General features: G+C 55.1%; 21 protein-coding genes. 13 read left to right on the top strand and 8 right to left on the bottom strand.

Annotated elements, in window-relative coordinates; genetic code table 11:
• Positions 1 to 85: 85 nt before the first annotated feature.
• Entirely contained in the window at positions 86 to 3538 is a 3453-nt protein-coding gene (mfd, locus tag H0248_RS18625; RefSeq protein ID WP_180787041.1) for a transcription-repair coupling factor, read from the bottom strand.
• A 142-nt stretch (positions 3539 to 3680) separates the two neighbouring features.
• Between mfd and lolC the strand changes: the two genes are divergently transcribed.
• The 5 genes from lolC (at position 3681) to cobB (ending at position 8668) form a co-directional block, all read left to right on the top strand.
• On the top strand, positions 3681 to 4883 hold the full coding sequence (lolC, locus tag H0248_RS18620; RefSeq protein WP_180787040.1) for a lipoprotein-releasing ABC transporter permease subunit LolC: 1203 nt from the start codon (positions 3681 to 3683) through the stop codon (positions 4881 to 4883).
• The gene (gene lolD, locus H0248_RS18615) at positions 4876 to 5583 is read left to right on the top strand and encodes a lipoprotein-releasing ABC transporter ATP-binding protein LolD (protein ID WP_014915821.1); all 708 of its coding nucleotides are present in this window, start codon (positions 4876 to 4878) and stop codon (positions 5581 to 5583) included. The genes lolC and lolD overlap by 8 nt, the downstream gene beginning before the upstream one ends.
• Positions 5580 to 6827 carry a lipoprotein-releasing ABC transporter permease subunit LolE gene (lolE, locus tag H0248_RS18610; protein ID WP_180787039.1) on the top strand — a complete coding sequence of 416 codons (1248 nt, stop codon included), beginning with the start codon at positions 5580 to 5582 and terminating at the stop codon, positions 6825 to 6827. The genes lolD and lolE overlap by 4 nt, the downstream gene beginning before the upstream one ends.
• An 84-nt stretch (positions 6828 to 6911) precedes the next feature.
• Entirely contained in the window at positions 6912 to 7826 is a 915-nt protein-coding gene (gene nagK, locus H0248_RS18605; protein ID WP_180787038.1) for an N-acetylglucosamine kinase, read from the top strand.
• A gap of 11 nt (positions 7827 to 7837) precedes the next feature.
• Positions 7838 to 8668 (top strand): Sir2 family NAD+-dependent deacetylase, encoded by an 831-nt coding sequence (gene cobB, locus H0248_RS18600; protein WP_180787037.1) that lies wholly within the window; start codon positions 7838 to 7840, stop codon positions 8666 to 8668.
• 104 nt (positions 8669 to 8772) lie between these two features.
• Here the strand turns inward: cobB and H0248_RS18595 are convergent, their stop codons facing one another.
• A complete protein-coding gene (locus H0248_RS18595) occupies positions 8773 to 9489 on the bottom strand; it encodes a Crp/Fnr family transcriptional regulator (protein ID WP_180787036.1) in 717 nt (238 codons plus the stop codon).
• Between the two features lie 110 nt (positions 9490 to 9599).
• On the opposite strand from H0248_RS18595, the gene H0248_RS18590 reads away from it, so the two are divergent.
• From H0248_RS18590 to H0248_RS18560, 7 genes are all read left to right on the top strand, one after another.
• Positions 9600 to 10364, top strand: a complete 765-nt coding sequence (locus H0248_RS18590; protein ID WP_180787035.1) for a class I SAM-dependent methyltransferase — start codon at positions 9600 to 9602, stop codon at positions 10362 to 10364.
• A 135-nt stretch (positions 10365 to 10499) separates the two neighbouring features.
• Positions 10500 to 11537 (top strand): vitamin B12 ABC transporter permease BtuC, encoded by a 1038-nt coding sequence (gene btuC / locus H0248_RS18585; protein ID WP_180787034.1) that lies wholly within the window; start codon positions 10500 to 10502, stop codon positions 11535 to 11537.
• A 66-nt stretch (positions 11538 to 11603) separates the two neighbouring features.
• Positions 11604 to 12155: a glutathione peroxidase gene (locus tag H0248_RS18580; protein ID WP_039285999.1), complete on the top strand. Its 552-nt coding sequence runs from the start codon at positions 11604 to 11606 to the stop codon at positions 12153 to 12155.
• Positions 12156 to 12932 carry a vitamin B12 ABC transporter ATP-binding protein BtuD gene (gene btuD, locus H0248_RS18575; protein WP_180787033.1) on the top strand — a complete coding sequence of 259 codons (777 nt, stop codon included), beginning with the start codon at positions 12156 to 12158 and terminating at the stop codon, positions 12930 to 12932.
• A 144-nt stretch (positions 12933 to 13076) separates the two neighbouring features.
• Positions 13077 to 13553: an NlpC/P60 family protein gene (locus tag H0248_RS18570; RefSeq protein ID WP_219609286.1), complete on the top strand. Its 477-nt coding sequence runs from the start codon at positions 13077 to 13079 to the stop codon at positions 13551 to 13553.
• Positions 13554 to 13600: 47 nt separating this feature from the next.
• Complete coding sequence (locus H0248_RS18565) at positions 13601 to 14617, top strand: lipoate--protein ligase A (protein WP_180787032.1); 1017 nt, start codon at positions 13601 to 13603, stop codon at positions 14615 to 14617.
• A gap of 176 nt (positions 14618 to 14793) precedes the next feature.
• Positions 14794 to 16245 carry a protein adenylyltransferase SelO gene (locus H0248_RS18560; protein WP_180787031.1) on the top strand — a complete coding sequence of 484 codons (1452 nt, stop codon included), beginning with the start codon at positions 14794 to 14796 and terminating at the stop codon, positions 16243 to 16245.
• 19 nt (positions 16246 to 16264) lie between these two features.
• Here the strand turns inward: H0248_RS18560 and H0248_RS18555 are convergent, their stop codons facing one another.
• From H0248_RS18555 to ppsR, 6 genes are all read right to left on the bottom strand, one after another.
• Positions 16265 to 17062, bottom strand: coding sequence for a heme ABC transporter ATP-binding protein (locus H0248_RS18555; protein ID WP_180787030.1), 798 nt, complete (start codon positions 17060 to 17062; stop codon positions 16265 to 16267).
• Positions 17055 to 18059: a FecCD family ABC transporter permease gene (locus tag H0248_RS18550; RefSeq protein WP_010297764.1), complete on the bottom strand. Its 1005-nt coding sequence runs from the start codon at positions 18057 to 18059 to the stop codon at positions 17055 to 17057. Before H0248_RS18550 ends, H0248_RS18555 begins: the two co-directional genes overlap by 8 nt.
• A complete protein-coding gene (locus tag H0248_RS18545) occupies positions 18056 to 18874 on the bottom strand; it encodes a heme/hemin ABC transporter substrate-binding protein (protein ID WP_010276318.1) in 819 nt (272 codons plus the stop codon). Before H0248_RS18545 ends, H0248_RS18550 begins: the two co-directional genes overlap by 4 nt.
• Positions 18871 to 19920, bottom strand: a complete 1050-nt coding sequence (locus H0248_RS18540; RefSeq protein WP_039314327.1) for a hemin-degrading factor — start codon at positions 19918 to 19920, stop codon at positions 18871 to 18873. The genes H0248_RS18545 and H0248_RS18540 overlap by 4 nt, the downstream gene beginning before the upstream one ends.
• Positions 19921 to 20133: 213 nt before the next feature.
• Entirely contained in the window at positions 20134 to 21180 is a 1047-nt protein-coding gene (locus H0248_RS18535; RefSeq protein WP_180787029.1) for a 3-deoxy-7-phosphoheptulonate synthase, read from the bottom strand.
• Positions 21181 to 21384: 204 nt separating this feature from the next.
• Positions 21385 to 22206, bottom strand: coding sequence for a posphoenolpyruvate synthetase regulatory kinase/phosphorylase PpsR (gene ppsR / locus H0248_RS18530; protein ID WP_010276338.1), 822 nt, complete (start codon positions 22204 to 22206; stop codon positions 21385 to 21387).
• A gap of 300 nt (positions 22207 to 22506) precedes the next feature.
• Between ppsR and ppsA the strand changes: the two genes are divergently transcribed.
• Positions 22507 to 24885, top strand: coding sequence for a phosphoenolpyruvate synthase (ppsA, locus tag H0248_RS18525; protein ID WP_014915802.1), 2379 nt, complete (start codon positions 22507 to 22509; stop codon positions 24883 to 24885).
• Positions 24886 to 24980: the final 95 nt, after the last annotated feature.

The raw sequence follows: 24980 nt of genomic DNA, 5'->3' as shown, positions 1-24980 counted from the left end.
GCTTTACTCTTCTATCCCATTATCCCCGTTCTTGTTCAGCGAATAGGCTTGCAAATGCCCTATCGTTTACTGTGGTAAAAACGAGTTACGCCGCCAGCGTATGTTGCGCCATGTTCCCCAGCAGTGAACCGATAAATTCGATGCGCTGCGGACGGTCGCTCAAATCCTTCATGAATTTCAGGCGAGTTGGGCCATCAAGACGGTAGGTGCCCGGATCGCGCTGTAACAGGCCGATAAGGTGGGACGGATCGACGCGGTTTTGCTCGCTGAATTCGATAAATCCCCCTTTTTCATTCCCTTCTATACGGCGAATACCCAGCGCCTGTGCCTGCTGACGCAGAGCAGCAATCTGCAACAGATAGCGGCTTGCATCAGGAAGGAGACCGAAGCGATCGATCAGTTCGACCTTCAGCTCATCCAGCTCGGCAGTGGTTTTCGCGCTGGCAATACGTTTGTATAGCGACAGGCGCGTATTGACGTCAGGAATGAAATCATCGGGCAGCAGGGCAGGCAAACGCAGTTCGACGTCGGTCTGGCTGTTGATCAGATCTTCCAGCGATGGCTCCCGACCTGCTTTCAAGGCATCGACGGCGCTTTCCAACAGTTCCATATACAGCGAGAAACCGACGCTGGTCATCTGTCCACTCTGATCGTCCCCGAGCAGTTCGCCTGCGCCACGGATTTCCAGATCGTGTGTTGCTAGCGCAAAACCGGCACCGAGGTCTTCCAATGAGGCGATGGCTTCCAGACGCTTCTGTGCATCGGTGCTCATTGCTTTAGGGTTCGGCGTCAGCAGGTAAGCGTAAGCCTGATGGTGGGAACGCCCCACGCGACCACGCAACTGGTGCAGTTGTGCCAGACCGAAGTGATCGGCACGCTCAATGATGATGGTATTGGCGCTTGGAATATCGATCCCCGTTTCGATGATCGTGGTACACACCAGCACGTTAAAGCGCTGGTGGTGGAAGTCGTTCATGACCCGTTCCAGTTCCCGTTCGCGCATCTGACCGTGGCCGATCGCGATGCGTGCTTCCGGCACCAGCTCTGCCAGTCGCTGGGTGGCTTTCTCGATATTTTCGACGTCGTTATAGAGGTAATACACTTGTCCGCCGCGCAGAATTTCACGCAGAATCGCTTCGCGCACCACCAAATTGTCATATTCGCGCACGAACGTTTTTACCGCCAGACGGCGAGCCGGTGGGGTAGCGATGATCGACAGATCGCGCATCCCGCTCATCGCCATGTTGAGCGTACGCGGAATCGGTGTAGCGGTCAGCGTCAAGATATCGACATCCGCCCGCATCGCTTTGATGCGCTCTTTGTGACGCACACCGAAGCGGTGTTCTTCGTCCACAATGAGCAGCCCTAAGTCGCGCCAGCGTACGTCGCTCTGTAACAGCTTATGGGTACCGATCAGAATATCGACTTTGCCTTCCTGCGTTTCCTCCAGCACCTGAGTTTGCTCACGCGCGCTGCGGAAGCGGGAGATCATTTCGATCTTCACCGGCCAGTTAGCAAAGCGATCGCGGAAGTTGTCAAAATGCTGCTGTGCCAACAGCGTTGTTGGCACCAGAACGGCAACCTGCTTATGGTTTTCAACCGCCAAAAACGCGGCGCGCATCGCCACTTCGGTTTTCCCAAAGCCGACATCGCCACACACCAGACGATCCATCGCCAGCGGTCGGCACATGTCGCTCAGCACGGCGTTGATGGCCTGCGCCTGATCGGGCGTGGTCTCGAAAGGGAAACTTTCGCAGAAAAGCTGGTACTGCGTTTTGTCATGCTTAAACGCAAAACCGCTTTTCGCCGCACGCTGGGCATAAATATCCAGCAGCTCGGCGGCGACATCGCGCACCCTTTCCGCCGCTTTTTGTCGCGCGCGTGACCAGGCATCACCACCCAGTTTATGCAGCGGCGCATTCTCATCGGCACCGCCCGCATAGCGGCTGATTAAATGGAGCGAGGAAACGGGAACGTACAGCTTGTCTTCGCCTGCATAGGTCAAAATCAGGTATTCGGCCTTGATGCCGCCTGCTTCTAGCGTAGTCAGCCCGGCATAGCGGCCAACGCCGTGTTCGAGATGAACGACGGGCTGTCCCGGCCGCAGTTCTGCCAGATTGCGGATCAGCGTATCGGTATTGATCGTGCGGCGATTATCCTGACGGCGGCGGCTGACGCGCTCACCCAGCAGATCGCTTTCGCAGATCAACGCGCGCTGACGCAGCGTGTCGATAAAACCGTGTTCGCTGGCACCGATAATCAGGTAAGTGCCACGATCCTGAGCCTGCTCCAGCGTGCTGATGAGCGTCGGGTTCAGTTTGATACGCGCCAGCAGTTCTTGCAGCGTTTCGCGACGGCCTTCGCTCTCGACGGAGAAAATGATCTGGCCTTCGAACTGTTCGATAAAACGACGCAGCGCATCCAGCGGGGATTTCTGCTGATGCTGAATCGCCAGCTCCGGCAGCGGCAGATAGGCTAGATTCACGTTGGCGGCTTTTTCCGGCAGCGTATCGGTTCTCAACTGCACGCGCGGCCACGCTTTCAGCTCCGTGAACAGACCGTCTACACGCAGCCAGAGTGAATCTGATGGCAGCAGTGGACGCATCGGATCGACACGGCGGCTTTCAAAGCGTTGCTGAATATCCTGCCAGAAGCGCTCGGCGCTCTGTTCGATATTACCGGTGTTGACGATCAGCGTGTTGTTCGGGAAATAGCTGAACAGCGACGGTAGCGGTTCGCTGAAGAATAACGGCTGCCAGTATTCGATCCCGGCGGGCCAGACGCCTTTGCTGACCTGCTGGTAAATGTGCTCGGCATCGCGTCGCACCTCAAACTGCTCGCGCCACTGGCTGCGGAAAAGTTCGATGGCGGTTTTGTCAGTCGGGAACTCGTGGGCGGGCAGCAGATTAATGTGCGGTACTTCGTTCAGCGTGCGCTGCGTATCCACATCGAATAGACGGAGGCTGTCGATCTCGTCGTCAAAGAAATCGATACGGTAGGGCTCTTCGCTCCCCATCGGGAACAGATCCAGCAGCGCGCCGCGCGTGGCATATTCACCATGTTCCATGACCTGATCGACGCTGCGGTAGCCCGCCTGTTCCAACTGCGAACGCAGCTTATCACGCGAGAGGCGCTGGCCTTTTTTCAACACCAGCGCATGGCCGTGCAGGAAACTGTGCGGACAAACGCGCTGCATCAGCGTGTTGACCGGCAGAATCAGGACGCCGCGCGTCATATTGGGCAATTGATAGAGCGTAGAAAGGCGGGTCGAAATAATTTCCTGATGCGGAGAAAAACTATCGTAGGGCAGCGTTTCCCAGTCAGGCAGGGTGGTGACGTGCTGGTCGGTAAACTGCTGAATTTCATCACGCAATCTCAGAGCGTTTTGCATATCCGGCGCGATAAGCACCACCAGCCCGGCGTGGCGTTCAATGATTTCTGCACATTCAACAGCGCAGGCAGCACCGGTTAACTGGCCCAGCAGGCGCTGCTCACCGACTTTGGGCGGCAGCGAATAACGGTAATTTTCAGGCATCATCTGATTATCGGGTCTCGCCTCCCTGCATCCGGCCAAGAATAAGAAAAAGCCGTAGAGTGAGGGTGTTAGGGTTCCATAAAGCAGTACTACCCTTTATTATCCTCGATCACTTTGCTTTGGCAACCTTATCCAGACGGATTTCATGTATCAACCTGTCGCTTTATTTATTGGCCTGCGTTACATGCGTGGGCGTGCATCAGACCGCTTCGGCCGGTTTGTCTCTTGGTTATCCGCCATTGGTATCACGCTGGGCGTGATGGCGCTGGTCACCGTGCTGTCCGTTATGAATGGCTTCGAGCGCGAACTGGAAGACAATATTCTGGGCGTGATGCCGCAGGCGGTTATCTCTACGCCGCAAGGTTCGCTGAACCCGGCATTGATTCCCGCTTCCTCCTTAAACTCGCTGGAAGGCGTAACGCGCGTTGCGCCGCTGACGACGGGCGATGTGGTGTTGCAAAGCGCCCGCAGCGTCGCGGTGGGCGTGATGTTAGGCATTGATCCTGACGAACAGGAGCCGCTGTCACGCTATTTGGTTAACGTCAAACAGCAGCAACTGCAATCCGGTCAGTATCAGGCCATTTTGGGTGAGAAACTGGCCGCACAGCTGGGCGTTAAAGCTGGCGATCAAATTCGTATGATGGTCACGAGCGCCAGCCAGCTCACGCCGATGGGGCGAATCCCCAGCCAGCGTATCTTTACCGTTGCCGGCACCTTTGCTGCGAACAGCGAAGTCGATAGCTACCAGTTGTTAGTGAACCAGCAGGATGCCTCTCGCTTGATGCGCTACCCGGCGAACCACATTACCGGCTGGCGTTTGTGGCTGGAAAAGCCGCTGTCGGTCGATACGCTGAGTACGCAAACGCTGCCGGAAGGCACGGTCTGGAAAGACTGGCGTGAGCGTAAAGGCGAGCTGTTTCAGGCCGTGCGCATGGAAAAAAATATGATGGGGCTGTTGCTCAGCCTGATCGTCGCGGTGGCTGCGTTCAATATTATTACCTCACTGGGTTTACTGGTGATGGAAAAACAGGGAGAAGTCGCCATTCTGCAAACGCAGGGGCTGACTCAACGTCAGATTATGGCGGTGTTTATGGTGCAAGGGGGGAGCGCTGGCGTGATTGGCGCGCTGTTAGGGGCAGTGCTGGGGACGCTATTGGCCAGCCAACTGAATACGCTGATGCCGATACTGGGCGTATTGCTGGATGGTGCTGCGTTGCCTGTAGATATTGATCCCATGCAGGTCGTGACAATCGCCATTTCTGCGATGGTCATTGCGCTCTTATCAACACTTTACCCGTCATGGCGCGCTGCCGCCGTTCAACCCGCTGAGGCTTTACGTTATGAGTGATTTACCGTTATTGCAGTGTACTAACCTGTCGAAGCGCTATCAGGACGGCAAGCTGTCTACCGACGTGTTACGCGATGTCTCATTTGAAATGAACAGCGGCGAGATGATGGCCATCGTCGGAAGCTCTGGTTCGGGGAAAAGTACATTGCTGCATGTGCTGGGCGGATTGGATACGCCGACGTCAGGTGAGGTTATCTTTAAAGGCCAGCCGCTGAATACGCTCTCAGCGGCGGCAAAATCGGATTTACGCAATCGCGAGCTGGGCTTTATTTATCAGTTCCACCATCTGCTGCCGGATTTTACCGCGTTGGAAAACGTCGCAATGCCGTTGCTGATTGGCAAAGTACCGACGTCACAGGCCCAGGATAAAGCCCGTGAAATGCTGGCAGCCGTTGGGCTGGAAGCACGCAGCCACCACCGTTCATCGGAGCTGTCCGGTGGTGAACGACAGCGTGTCGCCATTGCCAGAGCGCTGGTGAACAGCCCGTCGCTGGTGCTGGCGGATGAGCCAACCGGTAACCTCGATCAGCGTACGACAGATACCATTTTTGAACTGCTGGGAGAGCTGAACGTCCGGCAGGGCACCGCCTTTCTGGTGGTGACGCATGACCTGCAACTGGCTAGCCGACTGAACCGTCAACTGGAAATGCGTGACGGTCAGTTGCAGAAGGAACTGACCCTGATGGGAGCGCGGCAATGAGATTTCCTCCGCTCTCGTTGCTGATTGGCCTGCGCTTTAGTCGCGGCCGTCGGCGTGGCGGCATGGTTTCGCTGATTTCGGTCATTTCGACGCTCGGAATTGCCCTCGGCGTAGCGGTGTTGATTCTTGGCCTGAGCGCGATGAATGGCTTTGAGCGCGAACTGAACAATCGCATTTTGGCCGTGGTTCCGCACGGCGAGATCGCACCAGTCAATCAGCCTTTCGACGGCTGGCAGGATATTCTTCCGAAAATCGAACAGGTGCCTGGCGTGGCGGCTGCGGCGCCTTATATCAATTTCACTGGGCTGCTGGAGAACGGCGCCAAGCTTCAGGCGGTTCAGGTAAAAGGCGTCGATCCGCAGCAGGAGAAACGTCTTAGCGCGCTGCCCAACTATGTGCTGAATGACGCCTGGCAGCGGTTCCGCGCGGGTGAACAGCAGGTCATCATTGGTCAGGGCGTGGCAAAGGCGCTGAATGTGGTGGAAGGCGACTGGGTCACGGTGATGATCCCGAACAGCGACCCAGAAATGAAGCTGATGCAGCCGAAACGCATCCGGCTGCACGTCAGCGGTATTTTACAACTGAGTGGCCAGCTCGATCATGGCTTAGCGCTGATTCCGTTGCTGGATGCCCAGCAATATCTAGACATGGGGCAGAGCGTAACGGGGATCGCCATCAAGGCTAACGATGTGTTCTCCGCCAATAAACTGGTGCGCGATGCGGGCGAAGTCACGAAGGCTTATGTCACTATTCGCAGTTGGATTGGCACCTATGGTTATATGTACCGAGACATCCAGATGGTGAGAACCATCATGTATCTGGCGATGATCCTGGTGATTGGCGTGGCCTGTTTTAATATTGTTTCAACGCTGGTGATGGCCGTGAAAGACAAAAGTAGCGACATTGCGGTCTTGCGTACGCTGGGAGCCCCAGACGGGCTGATTCGGGCTATCTTTATTTGGTACGGGCTATTGGCTGGGCTGCTGGGTAGCGTGATAGGCGCGGTGATTGGCGTGATCGCGACCTTGCAATTGACGCCGATTATTCACGGCATTGAATCCCTCATCGGCCATAAGCTGCTGTCTGGCGATATCTATTTTATCGATTTCCTGCCATCTGAACTGCATGTAACGGATGTCTTGATCGTACTAGGAACATCACTGGTGCTGAGCCTGATTGCCAGTTGGTATCCGGCGCGACGCGCCAGCCGGATTGATCCTGCCCGCGTGTTGAGCGGACAGTAAGCCAAGCCAACGCACATGCGGCTTGAGAGATGACGGGGATAGTCCCTATCGTGTGGGAAAGCGATCACACCCTAAGGAGCAGTCATGTACTACGGTTTTGACATGGGCGGCACGAAAATTGAGCTGGGCGTGTTCGACGCAGAGTTGAACAAGGTGTGGCAAAAGCGGGTGCCGACGCCGCGCACTAATTATGATGACCTGCTCACGACGCTGGTCGATCTGGTGTATGAAGCCGATGCACAGGTTGGCATGCAGGGTAAAGTGGGTCTCGGCGTACCGGGCATGGAGACGGTGCACGACGGTGCACTCTTCACTGCTAACCTGCCTGCGACGATGGGAAAACCGCTGCGTACGGATTTGTCGCAGCGTTTGCAGCGAGAGATTCGCATCAGTAACGATGCTAACTGCTTTGTGCTGTCGGAAGCCTGGGACGCGGAATTTCGTTCCTATCCTGTCGTGCTGGGTATGATTTTAGGCACGGGGTTGGGTGGTGGTCTAGTGATTAACGGACGTCTAGTCGACGGGCGCAATGGCATCGCGGGTGAGTTCGGCCATCTTCGCCTGCCGTCCGACGCGCTGGATATCATCGGTGTAGATATTCCCCGCGTGAAGTGCGGCTGCGGTCAATCAGGCTGCATCGAGAATTATATTTCCGGTCGCGGTTTTGAATGGTTGTACGAGCATGTGTATGGTGAAGCACTGCCTGCTGTGACTATCATCCGGCACTATCGCGGCGGAGAAGAAAAAGCGCTGGCGTTTGTCGATCGTTTTATGGATTTGCTGGCGGCCTGTCTGGGCAATCTGCTGACCCTGTTCGATCCGCACCTGCTGGTGTTGGGCGGCGGCCTATCGAATTTTGATGAAATTTATCAAATTCTGCCGATGCGCCTTCCTCCACGACTTTTACCGATTGCGACACTGCCACGTATAGAGAAAGCGCGTCATGGCGATGCGGGCGGCGTACGTGGTGCGGCGTTGCTACACTTAATGGATAACTAGCTGGAGAAGATATGTATACGCGTCAACGATTAGGGCGGTTTCATAAGGGAAAGCGACTGCGGCAACAGCGTCTTCGTGCGCGTATTTTCCATCGTGATTATCTGGCAGCAAGTGAAGTGAAAAAACCGCGCGTGGTCGTACTGACGGGCGCAGGTATTTCAGCGGAATCGGGCATTCGTACCTTTCGTGCAGCCGATGGCCTGTGGGAAGAGCACCGCGTCGAGGATGTTGCGACGCCCGAAGGCTTTCAGCGTAATCCCGAGCTGGTACAGGAATTTTATAACGCCCGCCGTCGTCAGCTACAGCAGCCGGAAATTGTACCGAATGCCGCGCATCTGGCATTAGCGAATCTGGAAGCGATGCTGGAAGATAACTTCCTGCTGATTACGCAAAATATCGATAACCTGCATGAACGTGCTGGCAGCAAGCGCGTCATCCATATGCACGGTGAGTTACTGAAAGCACGCTGTAGCCAAAGTGGACAGATCGTTGAATGGAAAGGCGATCTCGCCGCTGGCGAACGTTGCCACTGCTGTCAATTTCCCGCGCCATTACGCCCGCATGTAGTGTGGTTTGGTGAAATGCCGCTGCACATGGACAAGATTTACCATGCGCTGTCGCAGGCCGATTACTTTATTGCGATTGGCACGTCGGGGCATGTCTATCCCGCTGCCGGTTTTGTTCATGAAGCCCATTCGCACGGTGCCTACACGCTGGAGCTGAATCTGGAGCCCAGCCAGGTAGAAAGCCAGTTTGATGAAAAAATTTACGGCCCCGCCAGTACCGTGGTCCCTGAGTTTGTCGCTGCCTGGCTGACGCGCGGTCAAAGCATCAAGTTTTAAGCGTCCGCAAAAAGTTTTAAACGCCCGCAAAAAGAGAAAACGTCATGAATCGTATGAAGACGGCGTTTTCTCTATATGCCTGAATCGACAAAGGCTTAGAACGATCAAAATGTCCGTCTGGCCTCGGCCGCGAGTGCTTTCAGATAATTCAGATCGCACAATTCCACTTGATGACCCCGATAGGTAATGTAGCCTTGCCGTTTCCAGTCGGACATCAATCGACTCAATGTTTCACCGCGCATCCCTAATGACGTCGCGAGCTGGCCTCGGTTCACTGGTAATGTCAGCTGTTGAGTTTGCTGAATGTGGTGCTGGCGCAGCAGGTAATCTGCCAGACGCTGCGGTGCGGAGCTGGACGTCAGCCAGTCGATTTGGTTGATCGTCGAGTAGAGTTTTTTGCCCAAATAATTCAGCAAACGCAGCGCCAGTTCTGGGCGCTGCAAACAAAACTGATGAATATCCTGCCGTGGGATCATCAGCGTGTGGCCATCGCTCTGCGCGCGGATATTCATCGGGAAGCGGCCGTGATCCATAAACACTGCGGCGATGGCGACAAATTCACCGCGCTCAAACTGCCCGAAAATCTTTTCATCTCCGCCATAGGTATGGCGAAAAGCCTGCAATTTTCCCGTTTCAACCAGCAAACAGTGCTGCATTTTGTCGCCTTCGCGAAATAGGATGTCATCCTGCCGAAAAAACAGACGCTCGCTTTTTGCCAATAGTTCACACACCACGTCGCTGGGTTCACCGCGCATCCAGTCATGCTGAAACAGCACGTCACCGTATTCATCGGGCGATAGCACTTTTTTGACAAATGTCATTTGCCCTCCCAGAGGCTGGTATTACCATCAAGCTAGTAAATGAAAATAATAATCACTTGCATGGATTCAGCAAGCAAAATCACGGCACGCTGAATCGGAGGGAACAGAGTATGAGCGATCATGAAGCAGGACATAAATTTTTAGCCCGATTGGGGAAAAAACGTCTGCGCCCCGGCGGCAGAAAGGCAACTGAATGGCTGCTCAGTCAGGCTGGGTTCCGGCAGGACAGTGTGGTATTGGAAGTCGCCTGCAATATGGGTACGACGGCGATGGAGATTGCGCGTCGTTTTGGCTGTCAGGTTATCGGCGCGGATATGGATAAAGTGGCGCTACAGAAGGCGCATGAGAATGTCGCAGCAAACGGCTTGGCATCGCAGGTCACGATTATGCAGGCGAATGCGCTGGAGCTGCCGTTTCCCGATAATCACTTTGACGTGGTGATTAATGAAGCCATGCTGACGATGTATGCCGACAAGGCCAAGAGCCGCATTATTGCCGAATATTATCGCGTGTTGAAACCGGGCGGCCGCCTGATTACCCATGACATCATGCTGCTTTCCGAGAAGGATACTGGGGCCTTGCAGGCGGTGGAACAGATGCACAAAGCGATCAACGTGCATGCTCAGCCGATGCTGCGTGAGCGCTGGGTGACGCTGTTTCAGGAATGTGGTTTTAGCAAGGTCAGCTACGATAACGGCGCAATGACGCTGCTGACGCCACAGGGGCTGATTTATGACGAAGGCGTCGCGGGGGCGGCACGCATCGTAAAAAATGCGCTGAAAAAAGAAAATCGCAGCATGTTCTTCAACATGTTTCATACCTTCCGCCGTAATCGAAACCAGCTTAACTATATTGCGGTATGCAGTACCAAGTAATGGCGCATTCATTTTGATTGCGTCGCGGTAACAAGGAAAAAGCGTGTAAGGCAGGCGAAATCGTTTAACATACGTGACAATACGTTATCTTAACTGCGCTTTTTTATCGCGCTGGATTCCTTGTTACGGTGAACAATGCAGCCATTATCGCCGGGTGATATCCCGCTAAAGCATGCGACGCAGTTACCCCATTACAGCCAGCTAAAACAACAGCAGTGCAGACGCGATCGCCGGAGTCTGATACTGCTGTTGGCGTTTCTCGTGCTTACGCTGGTGGTCAGCCTGTGCGCGGGGGAGCGCTGGATTTGGCCGACGGCCTGGTTGGATGACGCTCAGCAGCTCTTTGTCTGGCAGTTGCGTTTGCCCAGAACGCTGGCCGTGATGCTGGTGGGGGCGAGTCTGGCGATGTCGGGCACCGTGATGCAGGCCGTCTTTGATAATCCGCTGGCAGAACCGGGGCTGCTGGGCGTCGCCAACGGCGCAGGCGTGGCCTTAGTGCTGGCAGTACTGCTGGGACAGGGATTGCTGCCTGTCTGGATGTTAAGCCTGAGCGCCATTGCTGGCGCGCTGCTGATTACCTTTCTGTTACTCCATTTTGCCCGTCGTCATATTTCCAATACCCGTTTATTGCTCATCGGCATTGCGCTCGGGATTATCTGTAGCGCGGTGATGACCTGGGCCGTCTACTTCAGTACCAGCCTCGACTTACGCCAACTGATGTATTGGATGATGGGCGGCTTCAGCGGCATTGACTGGCGACATGGCTGGTTGATGCTGACGCTTTTGCCGCTGCTGCTGTGGCTGAGTCGTCAGGGTGCGGTACTGAACGGGTTGACGCTCGGTGAGATTCAGGCGCGTCAACTAGGCATTCCGGTCTATCGCTGGCGCACGATTCTCGTGTTGGTCATGGGCGTACAGGTCGGGCTGAGCGTGGCGCTGGCCGGCATCATCGCGTTTATTGGCCTGGTGATCCCACACATGTTGCGGCTGTGCGGGCTGACCGATCAGCGCTATTTATTGACCGGATGTGCGCTAGCTGGCGGCGGTGTGCTGCTGCTGGCGGATACCGTTGCACGTGTTGCGCTGAGTTCAGCCGAGTTGCCGATAGGCGTGGTTACCGCTACGCTGGGATCGCCATGGTTTATCTGGCTACTATTGCGTAATCGACTGTAGCGATATGTCTTGTTCTATCCACTTTTGTTTATCAATTCTTGTTTTATCACTGAAGGAAGCAAAACGATGAGCACTGAAATCTATGCTATTCCGCTGACCACCATTGATGGGAAAGCGACAACGTTTGAGGCGTTTAAAGGGCAGGTGGCGTTAGTCGTTAACGTCGCCTCTCAATGCGGCCTGACTAAACAATACGACGCGTTGGAAAAGCTCTACGAAACTTATCGCGACAAAGGTCTGGTCGTACTGGGATTCCCCTCCAATGAATTTGCAGGACAGGAGCCGGGCTCGGAAGAAGAAATTCAGGAATTCTGCCGTGGGACGTTTGGCGTTCAGTTTCCGATGTTCAGCAAGATTGAAGTCAATGGCGAGAACCGTCACCCGCTGTACCACGTGTTGATTCGCGAGCAGCCGGAAGCCAACGGGACCTGGAAAAGTGACTTTTTTGCGCGGTTGGTCAATAAAGGCCGTAAGCCTAAAAACCCGGAAGATATTCTGTGGAATTTCGAAAAATTCCTGGTGGATCGCGAAGGTCGCGTGATTGATCGTTTTGCGCCGGATATGGCACCTGACCATGACACCATCGTGAAAGCGATCGAAGAGGCGCTGGCAAAATAAGTGACGCAGCAGACTTCCCCGGTATTGCAGCTGCGGCAGGCTGGTGCCTCGCCGCGTTTGTCGCCGATGAGTGCAGAGTGCCGTCGCGGTGAGCTGCTGCATATCATCGGCCCGAACGGGGCCGGAAAGAGCACGTTGCTGACAAGAGCCGCGGGTTTGCTGGCGGGAGAAGGCGAGGTCTATCTGGCCGGCACGCCGCTGTCGCAGTATACGGCAGCGGATCTGGCTGTGCGACGCGCCTATCTGGCACAGCAACAACCGCCGCTGGCGCTGATGCCGGTATTTCAGTACTGGCAACGGCATCAACCGCCGCTGGCTCAGGAAGACGCGGTCGAAAAGGTGGTGTATTTTCTGGCGGAACGTCTGATGTTAACCGATAAGCTGGCGCGCCCGCTCACTCAGCTGTCGGGAGGCGAGTGGCAGCGCGTTCGGCTGGTGGCCGCGATGTTGCAGATTTGGCCGACGATCAATCCGCACGCGCGTTTGCTGCTGCTGGACGAACCGACCAATAGCCTCGATGTGGCTCAGCAGGTGGCACTGGATGCGTTGCTGAGTGAACTCTGTCGTTTGGGTATCGCCGTCGTAGTTTGCGCACACGATCTGAACCACAGTGCCCATCATGCGGATCGCGTGTGGCTGCTGTCAGAAGGCGCACTGGTGGCGCAGGGCGAAACGGCGGAGGTCATGCTGCCGGAGGTGCTGTCTCCTGTATTTGGTGTCGCGTTTCAGCGGCACGTGGTTGATGGCAGAAACTGGATCATCACGCGCAGCGCCTAGCGTTGTGAGAAAATGGCGTCGTCAGAAAATAGGAAAAATCGCCTTTACTTGCCAGCTACCCCGATTAAACGCTAAATTAATCCAATACCTAGCATTTTCAAACGCTAGAGGACTATGGCCTCGGCGGTTTTATGGTAATCGCGCATGATACGTTTACAACACGCTTTGATCCTCGCCAGCCTGATTTTGGTCGGCTGTAGCAGTAGTCGGCATAATAATCCGCCGCCGAATGCGCGTCTGAGCGATTCGATTATGGTGATGGTGCAGCTAAACGATCAACTGGGGCAATGGTACAGAACGCCGTATCGCTACGGCGGACTGGATCGTAACGGCATCGATTGTTCCGGCTTCGTCTACCTGACGTTCCGCGATAGGTTTGGCATGCAGTTGCCGCGCACCACAGAAGAACAAACTGAACTGGGCGAGCGCGTTGACCGTGAAAACCTGTTACCAGGTGATTTGGTCTTTTTCAAAACCGGCAGCGGCAGCAGTGGGCTGCACGTCGGCATTTATGATAGAGACGACCAGTTTATTCATGCCTCCACCAGTCAGGGCGTAATCCGCTCGTCGCTGGATAACGTGTACTGGAAACGGGCGTACTGGCAGGCCCGCCGCATCTAATTTTCCTCCCTTATTGTGTTTTGTTGACAGCATGGAGCTATCCGCTTATGTCCTCTCTGCGTTTACTCATCTCTGACTCTTACGATCCCTGGTTTAATCTGGCCGTTGAGGAGTGCATCTTTCGTCAGATGCCCACCACGCAGCGGGTGCTATTTTTGTGGCGCAATGCGGAAACCGTGGTCATTGGCCGTGCGCAGAACCCGTGGAAAGAGTGCAATACGCGGCGGATGGAAGAGGATGGCATCAAGCTGGCACGGCGCAGCAGCGGCGGCGGGGCGGTGTTCCACGATCTTGGCAATACCTGCTTTACCTTCATGGCGGGTAAGCCGGAATACGATAAAAGCGTTTCAACGCAGATTGTTCTGAATGCACTTAGTTCGCTGGGGTTAAAGGCTAGCGCGTCGGGGCGTAACGATCTGGTGGTCGAAACCGCGGACGGCATACGTAAGGTGTCCGGTTCTGCCTATCGCGAAACCAAAGATCGTGGGTTCCATCACGGCACGCTGCTGCTGAACGCCGATCTCAGCCGCTTAGCGGACTATTTGAACCCGGATGTTAAGAAGCTCCAGGCAAAAGGGATTACGTCCGTGCGTTCCCGCGTCGCTAATCTGGTGGAATTGCTACCTCCTGTCGATCATCAGGTCATTAGTCAGGCGGTGACGCAGGCCTTCTTTGATTATTTCGGCGAACAGTGCGAACCGGAAATTATCTCGCCTTCCGCCTACCCAGATCTGCCGGGATTCAGCGAACAGTTTGCGCGTCAAAGTAGCTGGGAATGGAACTTCGGTCAGGCTCCGGATTTCTCGCATTTACTTGATAACCGCTTTACCTGGGGCGGGGTTGAATTACATTTTGATGTGGAACGCGGCGTGATCGTCCGCGCGCAGATTTATACCGATAGCCTGAACCCCGCACCGTTAGAAGCACTTGCCTCCGCCTTGCAGGGAACGGTATATCGTCCGGAAGCCTTGGCGGCAGCGTGTCAGGCACTGACTACCGCTTTCCCCGAACAGCAAAATGAATTGCAGGAACTGGCCGCTTGGCTGGAGCAGAGTTTGCGCTAGACGTCCTGTTTTTCTCAACGCATCGATGACAAGGAAACGTAAGGGAAATAATACCCCTATGTTTCCTCCGTGTTAATTTCATTACCATCCCTCTACACTTTCTGCTTACCCATGAGTCGTTGTGTGATGAGCGCGTGGCTCTCTTCACTTGAACAGAGTGGTATTAGGGAGACAGGATGCAGCAAACACCGTTATTCAATAATCACTATTTTCACCAGTTGCCGGGGTTCTACACCGCGCTACAGCCTACGCCGCTGCATGGCGCTCGCCTGCTTTATCACAGCGAGGGATTGGCCGCGGAGCTTGGGCTGTCTTCCGACTGGTTTACGCCAGAGCAGGATGCCGTCTGGAGCGGCGAACGTTTGCTGCCGGGAATGGAGCCGCTGGCGCAGGTTTATAGCGGCCATCAGTTTGGCATGTGGGCTGGTCAACTGGGGGACGGGCGCGGCATTCTGCTGGGAGAACAACAGCTGCCGGATGGCCGCAGTATGGACTGGCATCTCAAAGGCGCAGGGCTGACGCCGTATTCGCGTATGGGAGACGGTCGCGCCGTGCTGCGCTCGGCGATACGTGAATTTCTGGCCTCGGAAGCCATGCATCATCTGGGGATTCCCTCCACGCGGGCGCTGACGATTGTCACCAGCACACATCCGGTGCAGCGTGAGCAGGAAGAAAAGGGCGCAATGCTGCTGCGCGTGGCGGAAAGCCATGTGCGCTTCGGTCATTTTGAGCACTTCTACTATCGCCGTGAGCCGGAAAAAGTACGTCAGTTGGCGGAGTATGTGATCGCTCGCCACTGGCCGCAGTGGGAGAACGACGAGCGTCGCTATGAACTGTGGTTCGGCGATGTAGTAGAACGCACCGCTCGACTGATTACGCATTGGCAGGCCGTTGGGTTTGCGCACGGTGTAATGAATACGGACAACATGTCGATTCTGGGACTGACCATCGACTACGGCCCTTATGGCTTTTTAGATGCGTATCAGCCTGGTTTCATTTGCAATCACTCCGACCATCGCGGGCGCTACGCGTTTGACAATCAGCCTGCCGTGGGACTGTGGAATCTACATCGGTTGGCGCAGGCGCTGTCGGGGTTGATGGACACTGACACACTGGAGCGCGCGCTTGCCCGCTATGAACCGGCGCTGCTGCAGCACTATGGTTCGCTGATGCGCGCCAAGCTGGGCTTGTTTACCGCGAGCGCGGAGGATAATGACGTGCTAGTCGGGCTGTTGCGCCTGATGCAGCAGGAAGGCAGCGATTACACCCGCACGTTCCGCCTGCTGGCCGACAGCGAAAAGCAGGCATCGCACTCGCCGCTCCGTGATGAGTTCATCGACAGGACTGCATTCGATAGCTGGTTTGCGACCTACCGCCAGAGGCTGATGCAGGAAGAACAGGGCGATGAGGAACGTCGTCGGCTGATGAATGCGACGAACCCGAAATATATTCTGCGTAATTATCTAGCGCAAATGGCGATTGAACGGGCGGAAAACGACGACATCAGCGTGTTGGCGCGTCTGCATCAGACGCTGTGCCAACCGTTTGACGAACAGCCGGAGAAGAGCGATTTAGCAGCGTTACCGCCAGAGTGGGGCAAACATCTGGAAATTTCCTGCTCCAGCTAAGCCGGAGCAGGGGACTTGGCTATTGCCGCAGATAAACCTGCGGAAGGGGGTAGTCAGGGTGTGAACCGACGCTGAGATCGGCGCGATACCAGTGAGTCAATGTGTCTGCCTGTAATACCTGCGCGGGCGTGCCTTGTGCAACTAGCTTCCCTTCGTGCAACAGCAGGATGCGGTCGGCATACAGCGCCGCCAGATTCAGGTCGTGCAGGACGCTGCACACGGATAACGGCTGTTCGCGTGTAAGCTGCTTGAGCAGCCGCAAGAGGTGCTGTTGATGATACAGATCCAGCGCCGACGTGGGTTCATCAAGGAACAACCAGCCCGGTGTCGGTTCTGGATGCCACAGCTGTGCCAGCACACGAGCCAGCTGCACGCGCTGCTGTTCCCCGCCGGAAAGCTGACGATAGTCGCGCGTCGCCAGTTCCAGACAGCCCGTTTGCGCCATGACCTGCTGAATGACGTCATCGTTTTTCGGGTAGCGCCCATGAGGGGAGCGGCCCATCGCAACGACATCCCGCACGCTAAACGCAAATGCCATGCCGCTATGCTGGCGCATCACCGCACGCGTTTTGGCGAGCGCGCCGGGCTGCCAGTGTGAGAAAGGCTGTCCGGATAACAAGCACTCGCCTTCATCTGGCGTTAAATAACCGGTCAATAAGCGGAGCAGGGTAGACTTCCCTGCGCCGTTAGGGCCGATGATTGCGACGATTTCCCCACTGTGAAGTTCCAGAGAAACGTCGTCCGTCAGATAACGGCCGTTGGCCTGAAAGCGCAGATGGCGTGCGACTAACGTCCGGTCGAGCGCTGAGTCAGTCATTGCCCCGTCCTTTATGCTGAACGATCAGCCATAAGAAATACGGCCCGCCAATCAGGCTGCTTAACAACCCAACGGGCATTTCTGCCGGAGAAAGCAGCGTGCGTGCCAGCGTATCGGCAAACAGCAGCAGACAGGCACCACCGAGGATAGAACCGGGAATGAGCCAGCGATGGTCGGCACCCAGATGCATGCGCATCAGGTGTGGAATGATAAGCCCGATAAACCCGATCACGCCGCTGACCGCCACTGCTACGCCAACCAACAGCGAACTGAGCAGCAGTAGCGTGTACTTGGTGCGTTTCACATTAACACCAAGGTAGTGCGCCTCTTCGTCCCCTAATTGCAACACGTTCAGACGGTGCGCGTAGTATAACGTGGCGATCGTGGCAGGGATGACCAACGTGCTGGCAACCAGCAGCATGGGCCACTGTGCCTGCCCGAGGCTCCCCATTCCCCACAGTGAGAACTGGCGCAGTTGCTGATCGGTACTGATGTAGGTCAACACGCCGATGAGGGCAAGGCACAGCGCATTGAGCGCGATGCCTGCCAGCAATAATCGCGTTAATCCACCCTGTTCGGAGCGGCTGAGGATGAAAATAATCGCCGTAATTGCCAGACTGCCCGCGAAAGCGGCAAACATCGGGCCATAAAGTGCCAGCAGCGGGGGAAGGCCAAGCGGCAGCACAATGGTTAGTGCGACGCAGAGTGCGGCACCGCTGCTGATCCCAAGCAGACCGGGATCAGCGAGCGGATTGCGAAATAACCCCTGCATAATCGCGCCAGAGCAAGCCAACGCGCCGCCGACGAGGATCGCCAGCAGCACGCGAGGCACGCGGATATTCAGCCAGATATGCCAGATTGGATCGTCAAGCGGCGTTTGCCATAACATCTTGAGCGATAAGGTCAGCGCGCCCATGTTGGCGGCACCGACCATTAGTGCCACCATCAGTAACAGCAGTGCGATCAACCACGTGCGCGGGTGAAAGCGTGACGTCATTTGATCGCTTCGGCTGTCTGACGCAGCGTTGCCATCAGCGCTGGGGTTTCGAGCGTGAAGCCCAGCATCGCCATGTCATCGACCACTAACAGACGCTTGTTTTTACCCGCAGGCGTCAATGCCAAACCAGGTAATTTCCAGACCTGTGCTTCACCACCCAACGTTTTCAGCCCCTGACTGGATATCAGAATCAAATCCGGCGCACTGGCAATCACGCCTTCCTGTGACAATGGCTGGTAGCGCTCAACGTTTTGCATGGCATTTTTTAATCCGGCACTGCGGATAATCGTGTCTGGCGGGCTATTTTTTCCTGCGGCCAGTGCGGTCATGCCGCCGTGGCTGAGAACGAACAGCACGTTAACCGGCAGCGGTGAGGTTTTGACTGCCGCCAGTTGCTGCTGATAGGTTTCCGTCAGTTTTTTACCTTCTGCGTCTTTCCCTAGCGTCTGAGCGATGGCCCCGATTTTCTTCGGCACCGCATCCAGCGATGGCTCGGCGGTGACATGAACCACTTTTGTGCCGCTGTCCGCCACCTGCTGCAGGATGAGCGATGGCTGGGACAGATCGCTGGCGAGAACCAGAGACGGTTTCATGGCCAGAATACCTTCCGCATTGAGGTGGCGCATGTAGCCCACGTCAGGCAGTTTCTTCACGGCTTCCGGGTGCAGACTGGTGCTATCACGCGCAACCAGATCTTTCTCCGCGCCCAGCGCATAGATGATTTCCGTGACGTCGCCGCCGATAGAAACGATACGCTCGGCAGCAGACACCCCCAGCGGGAGTGTCAATAGCAGGGGGAATAGCCAGTTTTTCATGCGGCGAGATCCTTGTACGGTTTCAGGGCATCGATCTGGTCGCGCCACTGCTGCTGTTCCGGCGTGCCTTCGGTACGTTGCCCAAAGAGTTGTGCAATTTGAGAACCGTCTGCGGCATAGAGTTCGAGGCTGGTCACAATGCCGTCTGCTGTTGGTTTACGCGTGATCCAGCTTTCAGCGATCGCGCCTTCAATCAGATGCAGGGTGAAATCTTTATTAAAGATGTTAATCCACTCTGCATGTTGCTCCATACGCTCTACACGCTCAAGCGTACCGGTGAAGATTTGCACACAGCCACGGTTACCGACAAATACCATGATCTCGTTCTGATCTTCACGCGCGGCAAACAGAATCTGCGACAGCGCATCGTTCTCTACACGGTAAGCCAAATCGTCAGCGACCGAGTTAAATGCCTGCTGGCGCGTCAGGTTATGGCGCTTGAGCAGAATGAAGAAATCATGCACGTCCGTCATCGCACGCCATTCCGCTTCAAGCTGAGGATTATGGGCAACGACCTGCTCAACTGGCGCGCTGTTTGCTGGACGAAGTGCCAAGGCTGGATTTTCGCTGCTGGTAAATTTCTCAACAAATAGCTGCCAGGCGGCCATGTCCGTGGTGTCGGTTGTGTAGACCTTCAGAATGGCATCACCCTGATGATCGAAAAATTGAATGCTCTGACGCTCACCGCGTGCGGTATTTTCACGCAGCGCAAAAGCGGAAGCCCACTGAGAAAGGAACAAACGCAGATCCAGCTCGCGCGGGTTGAGGATAAGACCGGCATGCCCATCCAGCGTCTGGTTCTGATAGTAGCCGGTATGCTCATGCACGGCGTATTCGTTACGTGTGATCGACTTGGTATTACCAACCTGCTCCAGTGCGCTTAACCAAACTTTGGCATCACCCTGCAGGCGCTGCGCATCGTGTCCGACACGAGCGTGGGTCAGTTCCGCTTCGCTGATGCCGAGTTGCGCAGCCAAATCGCGGGCGTATTTACGCGGATGTTCAACTTTCGCCTGGAGGTATTGTTGGTAAATGGACGTCTGCATCTCGTTCGTTCCCTTAATCGTTGTCGTATTAATTATAGCAATGAATGAGAATCATTTTCATGTAACAAAAACGCAACCTCAAGTGAAGTTTTCTTAATAAGTGGAATAAGAGGAATCGTAAGAGGTATTTACGTGCTGCGAGAGTGTGGGATAAGCGGCGGGAAAACCGCTGGCACACGACCGGAGAAGGTGAGTGTGCCAGCGTATATCGAATTAAAAACGACTGTCGACGGCGTCCGCCAGACGAACCAGCAGCGTTTCGGTGTCCTGCCAGCTCAGGCAAGGATCGGTAATGGATTGCCCATACGTCAATGCCAGAGGGTTGATCGCCGGCTGGTTGCCTTCGATTAAGAAACTTTCCGCCATGATGCCCGCGATAGCGCGTGAACCGGTGCGAATTTGCTGGCAGATATCATCGGCTACGTCGAGTTGGCGACGATGTTGTTTCTGACAGTTGGCATGACTGAAATCGATCACCAGATGTTCGGGCAGCGAGAATTCACGCAGGTGAGCGCAGGCCGCAGCGATATCTTCCGCGTGGTAGTTCGGTTTTTTCCCGCCACGCATAATAATGTGGCCGAACGGGTTGCCCTGCGTTTTGTAGACCGACATGAAGCCCTGCTTATCCGACGAGAGAAACATGTGCTGGGCACGAGCGGCACGAATGGCATCGACGGCGATGCGTGTATTACCGTCCGTCCCGTTCTTGAAGCCGACAGGGCAGGACAGCGCAGAAGCCATTTCCCGGTGGATCTGGCTTTCGGTGGTTCTCGCGCCAATCGCCCCCCAGCTAATCAAGTCGGCGATATACTGGCCGGTGACCATATCGAGGAATTCTGTCGCGGTCGGCAAGCCAAGCTGATTGACGTCCAGCAGCAAGCGGCGCGCAATTTCCAGGCCTTCATTTACCTGAAACGTTCCATTGAGCGCGGGATCGGAAATGAGTCCCTTCCAACCCACCACTGTGCGCGGTTTTTCAAAATAGGTGCGCATGACGATTTCCAGTCGATCCTGATACTGCGTGCGTAGCGCAGCCAGACGGCGTGCATAATCTAACGCGCTGTCGGTGTCATGGATCGAACAAGGGCCAACCACGACGAGCAGGCGGGGATCTTGACCGGTTAGAATGGCTTCAATTTTTTGGCGTGACGAGGTGACATTTTCGGCAACGGCAGGGGTAATTGGGAGTCTGGCGAGTAACGTTTGAGGCGTAACCAGACTCTCGATGCGCGCGCTCCGCAGTTCATCTGTTTGCAGCATGTTTTATCTCTGAATACGGTCAAGCCGAAAACCTGCCGTCACCGAGATGTATGGACATAACAGTGTGTTCAGGCAGCGTTTTCAGGCTATGTTTCCGACTAAAAGGTTGCTTCGCAGCGGCGAAATGCCGGGAAGTGATGGAGCACACAATAAACGAACTGGCGCACATTACAACCGCATCAGGATAAAAAAATCTATCATGTACTAGTACATTCTTCGACTCATGCCGAGAATGTCGATGATTTTGGCGGAAATTTCCTCAACGGAATAATTGGTGGTATTGAGATATTTAATCTGATGTTTGCGAAATAGCGCTTCCACTTCACTGAGTTCCATGCGGCACTGGCGCAGCGACGCATAGCGACTGTTGCCCCGGCGCTCTTCCCGAATCGCCGCCAGCCGTTCGGCATCAATGGTGAGCCCGAATAGCTTGTGTTGGAAAGGTTTCAACGCGTCGGGCAGGCGCAGGTTATCCATATCATCGGCAATAAAAGGATAGTTGGCGGCGCGAATGCCGAATTGCATCGCCAGATACAGGCTGGTCGGCGTTTTACCACAGCGCGACACGCCCAGCAGAATAACCTGTGCCTGATCGAGATTGCGCAGCGAGATGCCGTCATCGTGCGCCAGCGTATAGTCGATGGCGGCGATACGGGCGTCGTATTTGCTCAGGTTATTGGCCGTCAAACCGTGAGTGCGGTTGGCAATCGGTGTCGGCGGCGTGTTCAATTCTTCCTGCAAGGGGGCAACCAGCGCCTGTACGATGTCCTGGCAAAACCCTTCGCTGCTGGTAATAATGTTACGTACGGTCGGTGTGACGATGGAGTAAAATACCAGCGGACGCACACCGGTTTGCTGATACAACGTATTGATTTGCTCGCACACGGCTTTGGCGCGCGCTTCACTTTCCACGAAAGGTAAGGTATAGCTAACCGTGTTCACGGGGAACTGGGACAGCACCGCATGGCCCAGCACTTCTGCCGTAATGGCCGTACCGTCCGAGACATAAAATACGCTTCTTTCCACATAACCCCCTGTTGATATTTCCGACAACTCGAACACGTTAACCTCGTCAAAAATTGCGTTTCAAGAATACTTTTATTAAAACGCCATTTCATTATCTTCATGATAAAGAATACTAATCTTCTACGATATTGGATTTTTACCGCGTTAAGCAATCATTCGCCGTGAAATCAGTTTTTTTTCATAGGTTGATCGATTCACCTGTCCATGTTCATCAAAACGCTATGCTAACCTGATTGCGTTGAGGCGATTCTCAACCGAACTCTTCCATACCCTAATTGTATGCAGAAAGGATTATTTTCGATGTCCAATAACGGCCCTGATTTGCGTAATGTCCTTTGGTATAACCAGCTCGGTATGCACGACGTTGAAAGGGTGGGAGGCAAGAATGCCTCTCTGGGTGAAATGATCACCAACCTTTCAGAATTGGGCGTAGCCGTTCCCAACGGCTTTGCGACAACGGCGCAGGCGTTTAATGATTTTCTTAATCAAAGCGGGATTAACCAGCGCATTTATGAGCTGCTCGATCGCACCGACATTGACGATCTGAGTCAACTGGCGAGCGCCGGTACGCAGATCCGCCAGTGGATTATTGATACGCCATTCCAGCCGGAGCTGGAGAAGGCAATCAGTGACGCTTACCAGCAACTGGCCGACGGTGAGAAAGACGCCTCGTTTGCCGTACGTTCTTCCGCTACGGCAGAAGATATGCCGGATGCGTCCTTTGCCGGTCAGCAGGAAACCTTCCTGAACGTGCAGGGCATTGATGCCGTGATGGTGGCTGTGAAGCACGTATTTGCATCGCTGTTTAACGATCGTGCGATCTCCTATCGCGTACATCAGGGTTATGACCACCGTGGCGTGGCGCTGTCGGCGGGCGTGCAGCGCATGGTGCGGTCCGATCTGGCCTCTGCGGGCGTGATGTTTACCATTGATACCGAATCCGGTTTTGATCAGGTGGTGTTCATTACGTCGGCTTACGGTTTGGGTGAAATGGTGGTGCAGGGTGCGGTGAACCCAGACGAGTTCTATGTTCACAAGCCAACGTTGCAGAACAACAAACCTGCGATTGTGCGCCGTAATATGGGATCGAAAAAAATCCGTATGGTGTATGCCGCGAGCCAGGAACATGGCAAGCAGGTGCGGATTGAAGATGTGCCAGCGGAACAAACGACGCGTTTCAGCCTGACGGATGACGAAGTGCAGGCACTGGCGCGTCAGGCGCTGCTGATTGAGAAACACTACGGTCGTCCGATGGACATCGAGTGGGCGAAAGATGGTCACACCGGCAAGCTTTATATTGTGCAAGCGCGTCCGGAAACGGTTCGCTCTAACGGTCAGGTGATGGAGCGTTACCACCTGCCAGCCAGCGGTACGGTGCTGGTGGAAGGGCGTGCGATCGGCCACCGCATTGGTGCGGGCGAAGTGAAAGTGATTCAGGACATCAGCGAGATGCACCTGATCAACGCAGGCGATGTGCTGGTGACCGACATGACCGACCCAGACTGGGAACCGATCATGAAGAAAGCGGCGGCGATTGTCACCAATCGCGGCGGTCGTACCTGTCACGCGGCGATTATCGCCCGCGAACTGGGCATTCCTGCCGTTGTAGGCTGCGGTGATGCGACCGAACGTTTACGCAAGGGGCAGAAAGTGACTGTCTCCTGTGCGGAAGGCGACACGGGCTACGTGTATCAGGATCTGCTGGACTTCTCCGTGAAGAGTTCACAGATTGATGAAATGCCGGCACTGCCGCTGAAAATCATGATGAACGTGGGCAACCCTGATCGCGCGTTTGATTTTGCCTGCCTGCCAAACGATGGCGTCGGTCTGGCGCGTCTGGAATTCATCATCAACCGCATGATTGGCGTGCACCCGCGTGCGTTGCTGGAATTCGACCAGCAAGCCCCTGAGGTGCAACGTGAGATCAAGGCGCTGATGCAGGGCTTCGACGATCCGGTGGAGTTCTACGTCGGTCGTCTGACGGAAGGAATCGCGACGCTGGCAGCCGCATTCTCGCCGAAGCGCGTTATTGTCCGCCTGTCCGATTTTAAATCCAACGAGTACGCCAATCTGGTCGGTGGCGAGCGTTATGAGCCGGAAGAAGAGAACCCGATGCTGGGCTTCCGCGGTGCGGGTCGTTACGTGTCGCCGGATTTCAAAGCCTGTTTTGCGCTGGAATGTGAAGCGGTCAAACGTGTGCGTAACGTGATGGGGCTGAAGAACGTCGAGATCATGATCCCGTTCGTTCGTACCGTGGCACAAGCGGAAGCAGTGGTGGCTGAACTGGCGAATCAAGGTCTGCGCCGTGGCGAAGACGGCCTGAAAATCATCATGATGTGCGAAATTCCGTCTAACGCGCTGTTGGCCGATGAATTCCTGCAACACTTTGATGGCTTCTCTATCGGCTCAAACGACATGACGCAGCTGGCGCTGGGCTTGGATCGCGACTCTGGCGTGGTATCGTCGCTGTTTGATGAACGTAACGATGCGGTGAAGGCGCTGCTGTCAATGGCGATCAAGGCCGCCAAGAAACAGGGTAAATACGTCGGTATTTGCGGTCAGGGCCCGTCAGATCACGAAGATTTCGCGCTTTGGCTGATGGAGCAGGGCATCGATAGCCTGTCGCTTAACCCAGACACCGTGGTGCAAACCTGGCTGAATCTGGCTGAGCACAAGTAATTAGTACGGTGAATGCCTGATGTGTAGTCATCAGGCATTCAGACTGTTGAAGCGTATTTACGAAATGAGAACGGCGATAATGGATAGATCGTAAA

It is taken from the genome of Pectobacterium brasiliense (genome assembly GCF_013449685.1).
Classification (GTDB): Bacteria; Pseudomonadota; Gammaproteobacteria; order Enterobacterales; family Enterobacteriaceae; genus Pectobacterium; species Pectobacterium brasiliense_A.
The sequence above is the reverse complement of the archived record's forward strand: the minus strand, read 5'-3'. Positions and strand labels throughout refer to the sequence as shown.

Bases quoted from the DNA above. Each gene is read 5' to 3' on its own strand.
- lolC (WP_180787040.1), top strand. From the start codon at position 3,681: ATGTATCAACCTGTCGCTTTATTTATTGGCCTGCGTTACATGCGTGGG.
- H0248_RS18580 (WP_039285999.1), top strand. From the start codon at position 11,604: ATGAGCACTGAAATCTATGCTATTCCGCTGACCACCATTGATGGGAAA.
- H0248_RS18570 (WP_219609286.1), top strand. From the start codon at position 13,077: ATGATACGTTTACAACACGCTTTGATCCTCGCCAGCCTGATTTTGGTC.
- nagK (WP_180787038.1), top strand. From the start codon at position 6,912: ATGTACTACGGTTTTGACATGGGCGGCACGAAAATTGAGCTGGGCGTG.
- H0248_RS18550 (WP_010297764.1), bottom strand. From the start codon at position 18,059: ATGACGTCACGCTTTCACCCGCGCACGTGGTTGATCGCACTGCTGTTA.
- H0248_RS18535 (WP_180787029.1), bottom strand. From the start codon at position 21,180: ATGCTGCAAACAGATGAACTGCGGAGCGCGCGCATCGAGAGTCTGGTT.
- mfd (WP_180787041.1), bottom strand. From the start codon at position 3,538: ATGATGCCTGAAAATTACCGTTATTCGCTGCCGCCCAAAGTCGGTGAG.
- lolD (WP_014915821.1), top strand. From the start codon at position 4,876: ATGAGTGATTTACCGTTATTGCAGTGTACTAACCTGTCGAAGCGCTAT.
- H0248_RS18590 (WP_180787035.1), top strand. From the start codon at position 9,600: ATGAGCGATCATGAAGCAGGACATAAATTTTTAGCCCGATTGGGGAAA.
- H0248_RS18565 (WP_180787032.1), top strand. From the start codon at position 13,601: ATGTCCTCTCTGCGTTTACTCATCTCTGACTCTTACGATCCCTGGTTT.
- btuC (WP_180787034.1), top strand. From the start codon at position 10,500: ATGCAGCCATTATCGCCGGGTGATATCCCGCTAAAGCATGCGACGCAG.
- H0248_RS18540 (WP_039314327.1), bottom strand. From the start codon at position 19,920: ATGCAGACGTCCATTTACCAACAATACCTCCAGGCGAAAGTTGAACAT.
- ppsA (WP_014915802.1), top strand. From the start codon at position 22,507: ATGTCCAATAACGGCCCTGATTTGCGTAATGTCCTTTGGTATAACCAG.
- H0248_RS18595 (WP_180787036.1), bottom strand. From the start codon at position 9,489: ATGACATTTGTCAAAAAAGTGCTATCGCCCGATGAATACGGTGACGTG.
- H0248_RS18560 (WP_180787031.1), top strand. From the start codon at position 14,794: ATGCAGCAAACACCGTTATTCAATAATCACTATTTTCACCAGTTGCCG.
- H0248_RS18555 (WP_180787030.1), bottom strand. From the start codon at position 17,062: ATGACTGACTCAGCGCTCGACCGGACGTTAGTCGCACGCCATCTGCGC.
- H0248_RS18545 (WP_010276318.1), bottom strand. From the start codon at position 18,874: ATGAAAAACTGGCTATTCCCCCTGCTATTGACACTCCCGCTGGGGGTG.
- cobB (WP_180787037.1), top strand. From the start codon at position 7,838: ATGTATACGCGTCAACGATTAGGGCGGTTTCATAAGGGAAAGCGACTG.
- lolE (WP_180787039.1), top strand. From the start codon at position 5,580: ATGAGATTTCCTCCGCTCTCGTTGCTGATTGGCCTGCGCTTTAGTCGC.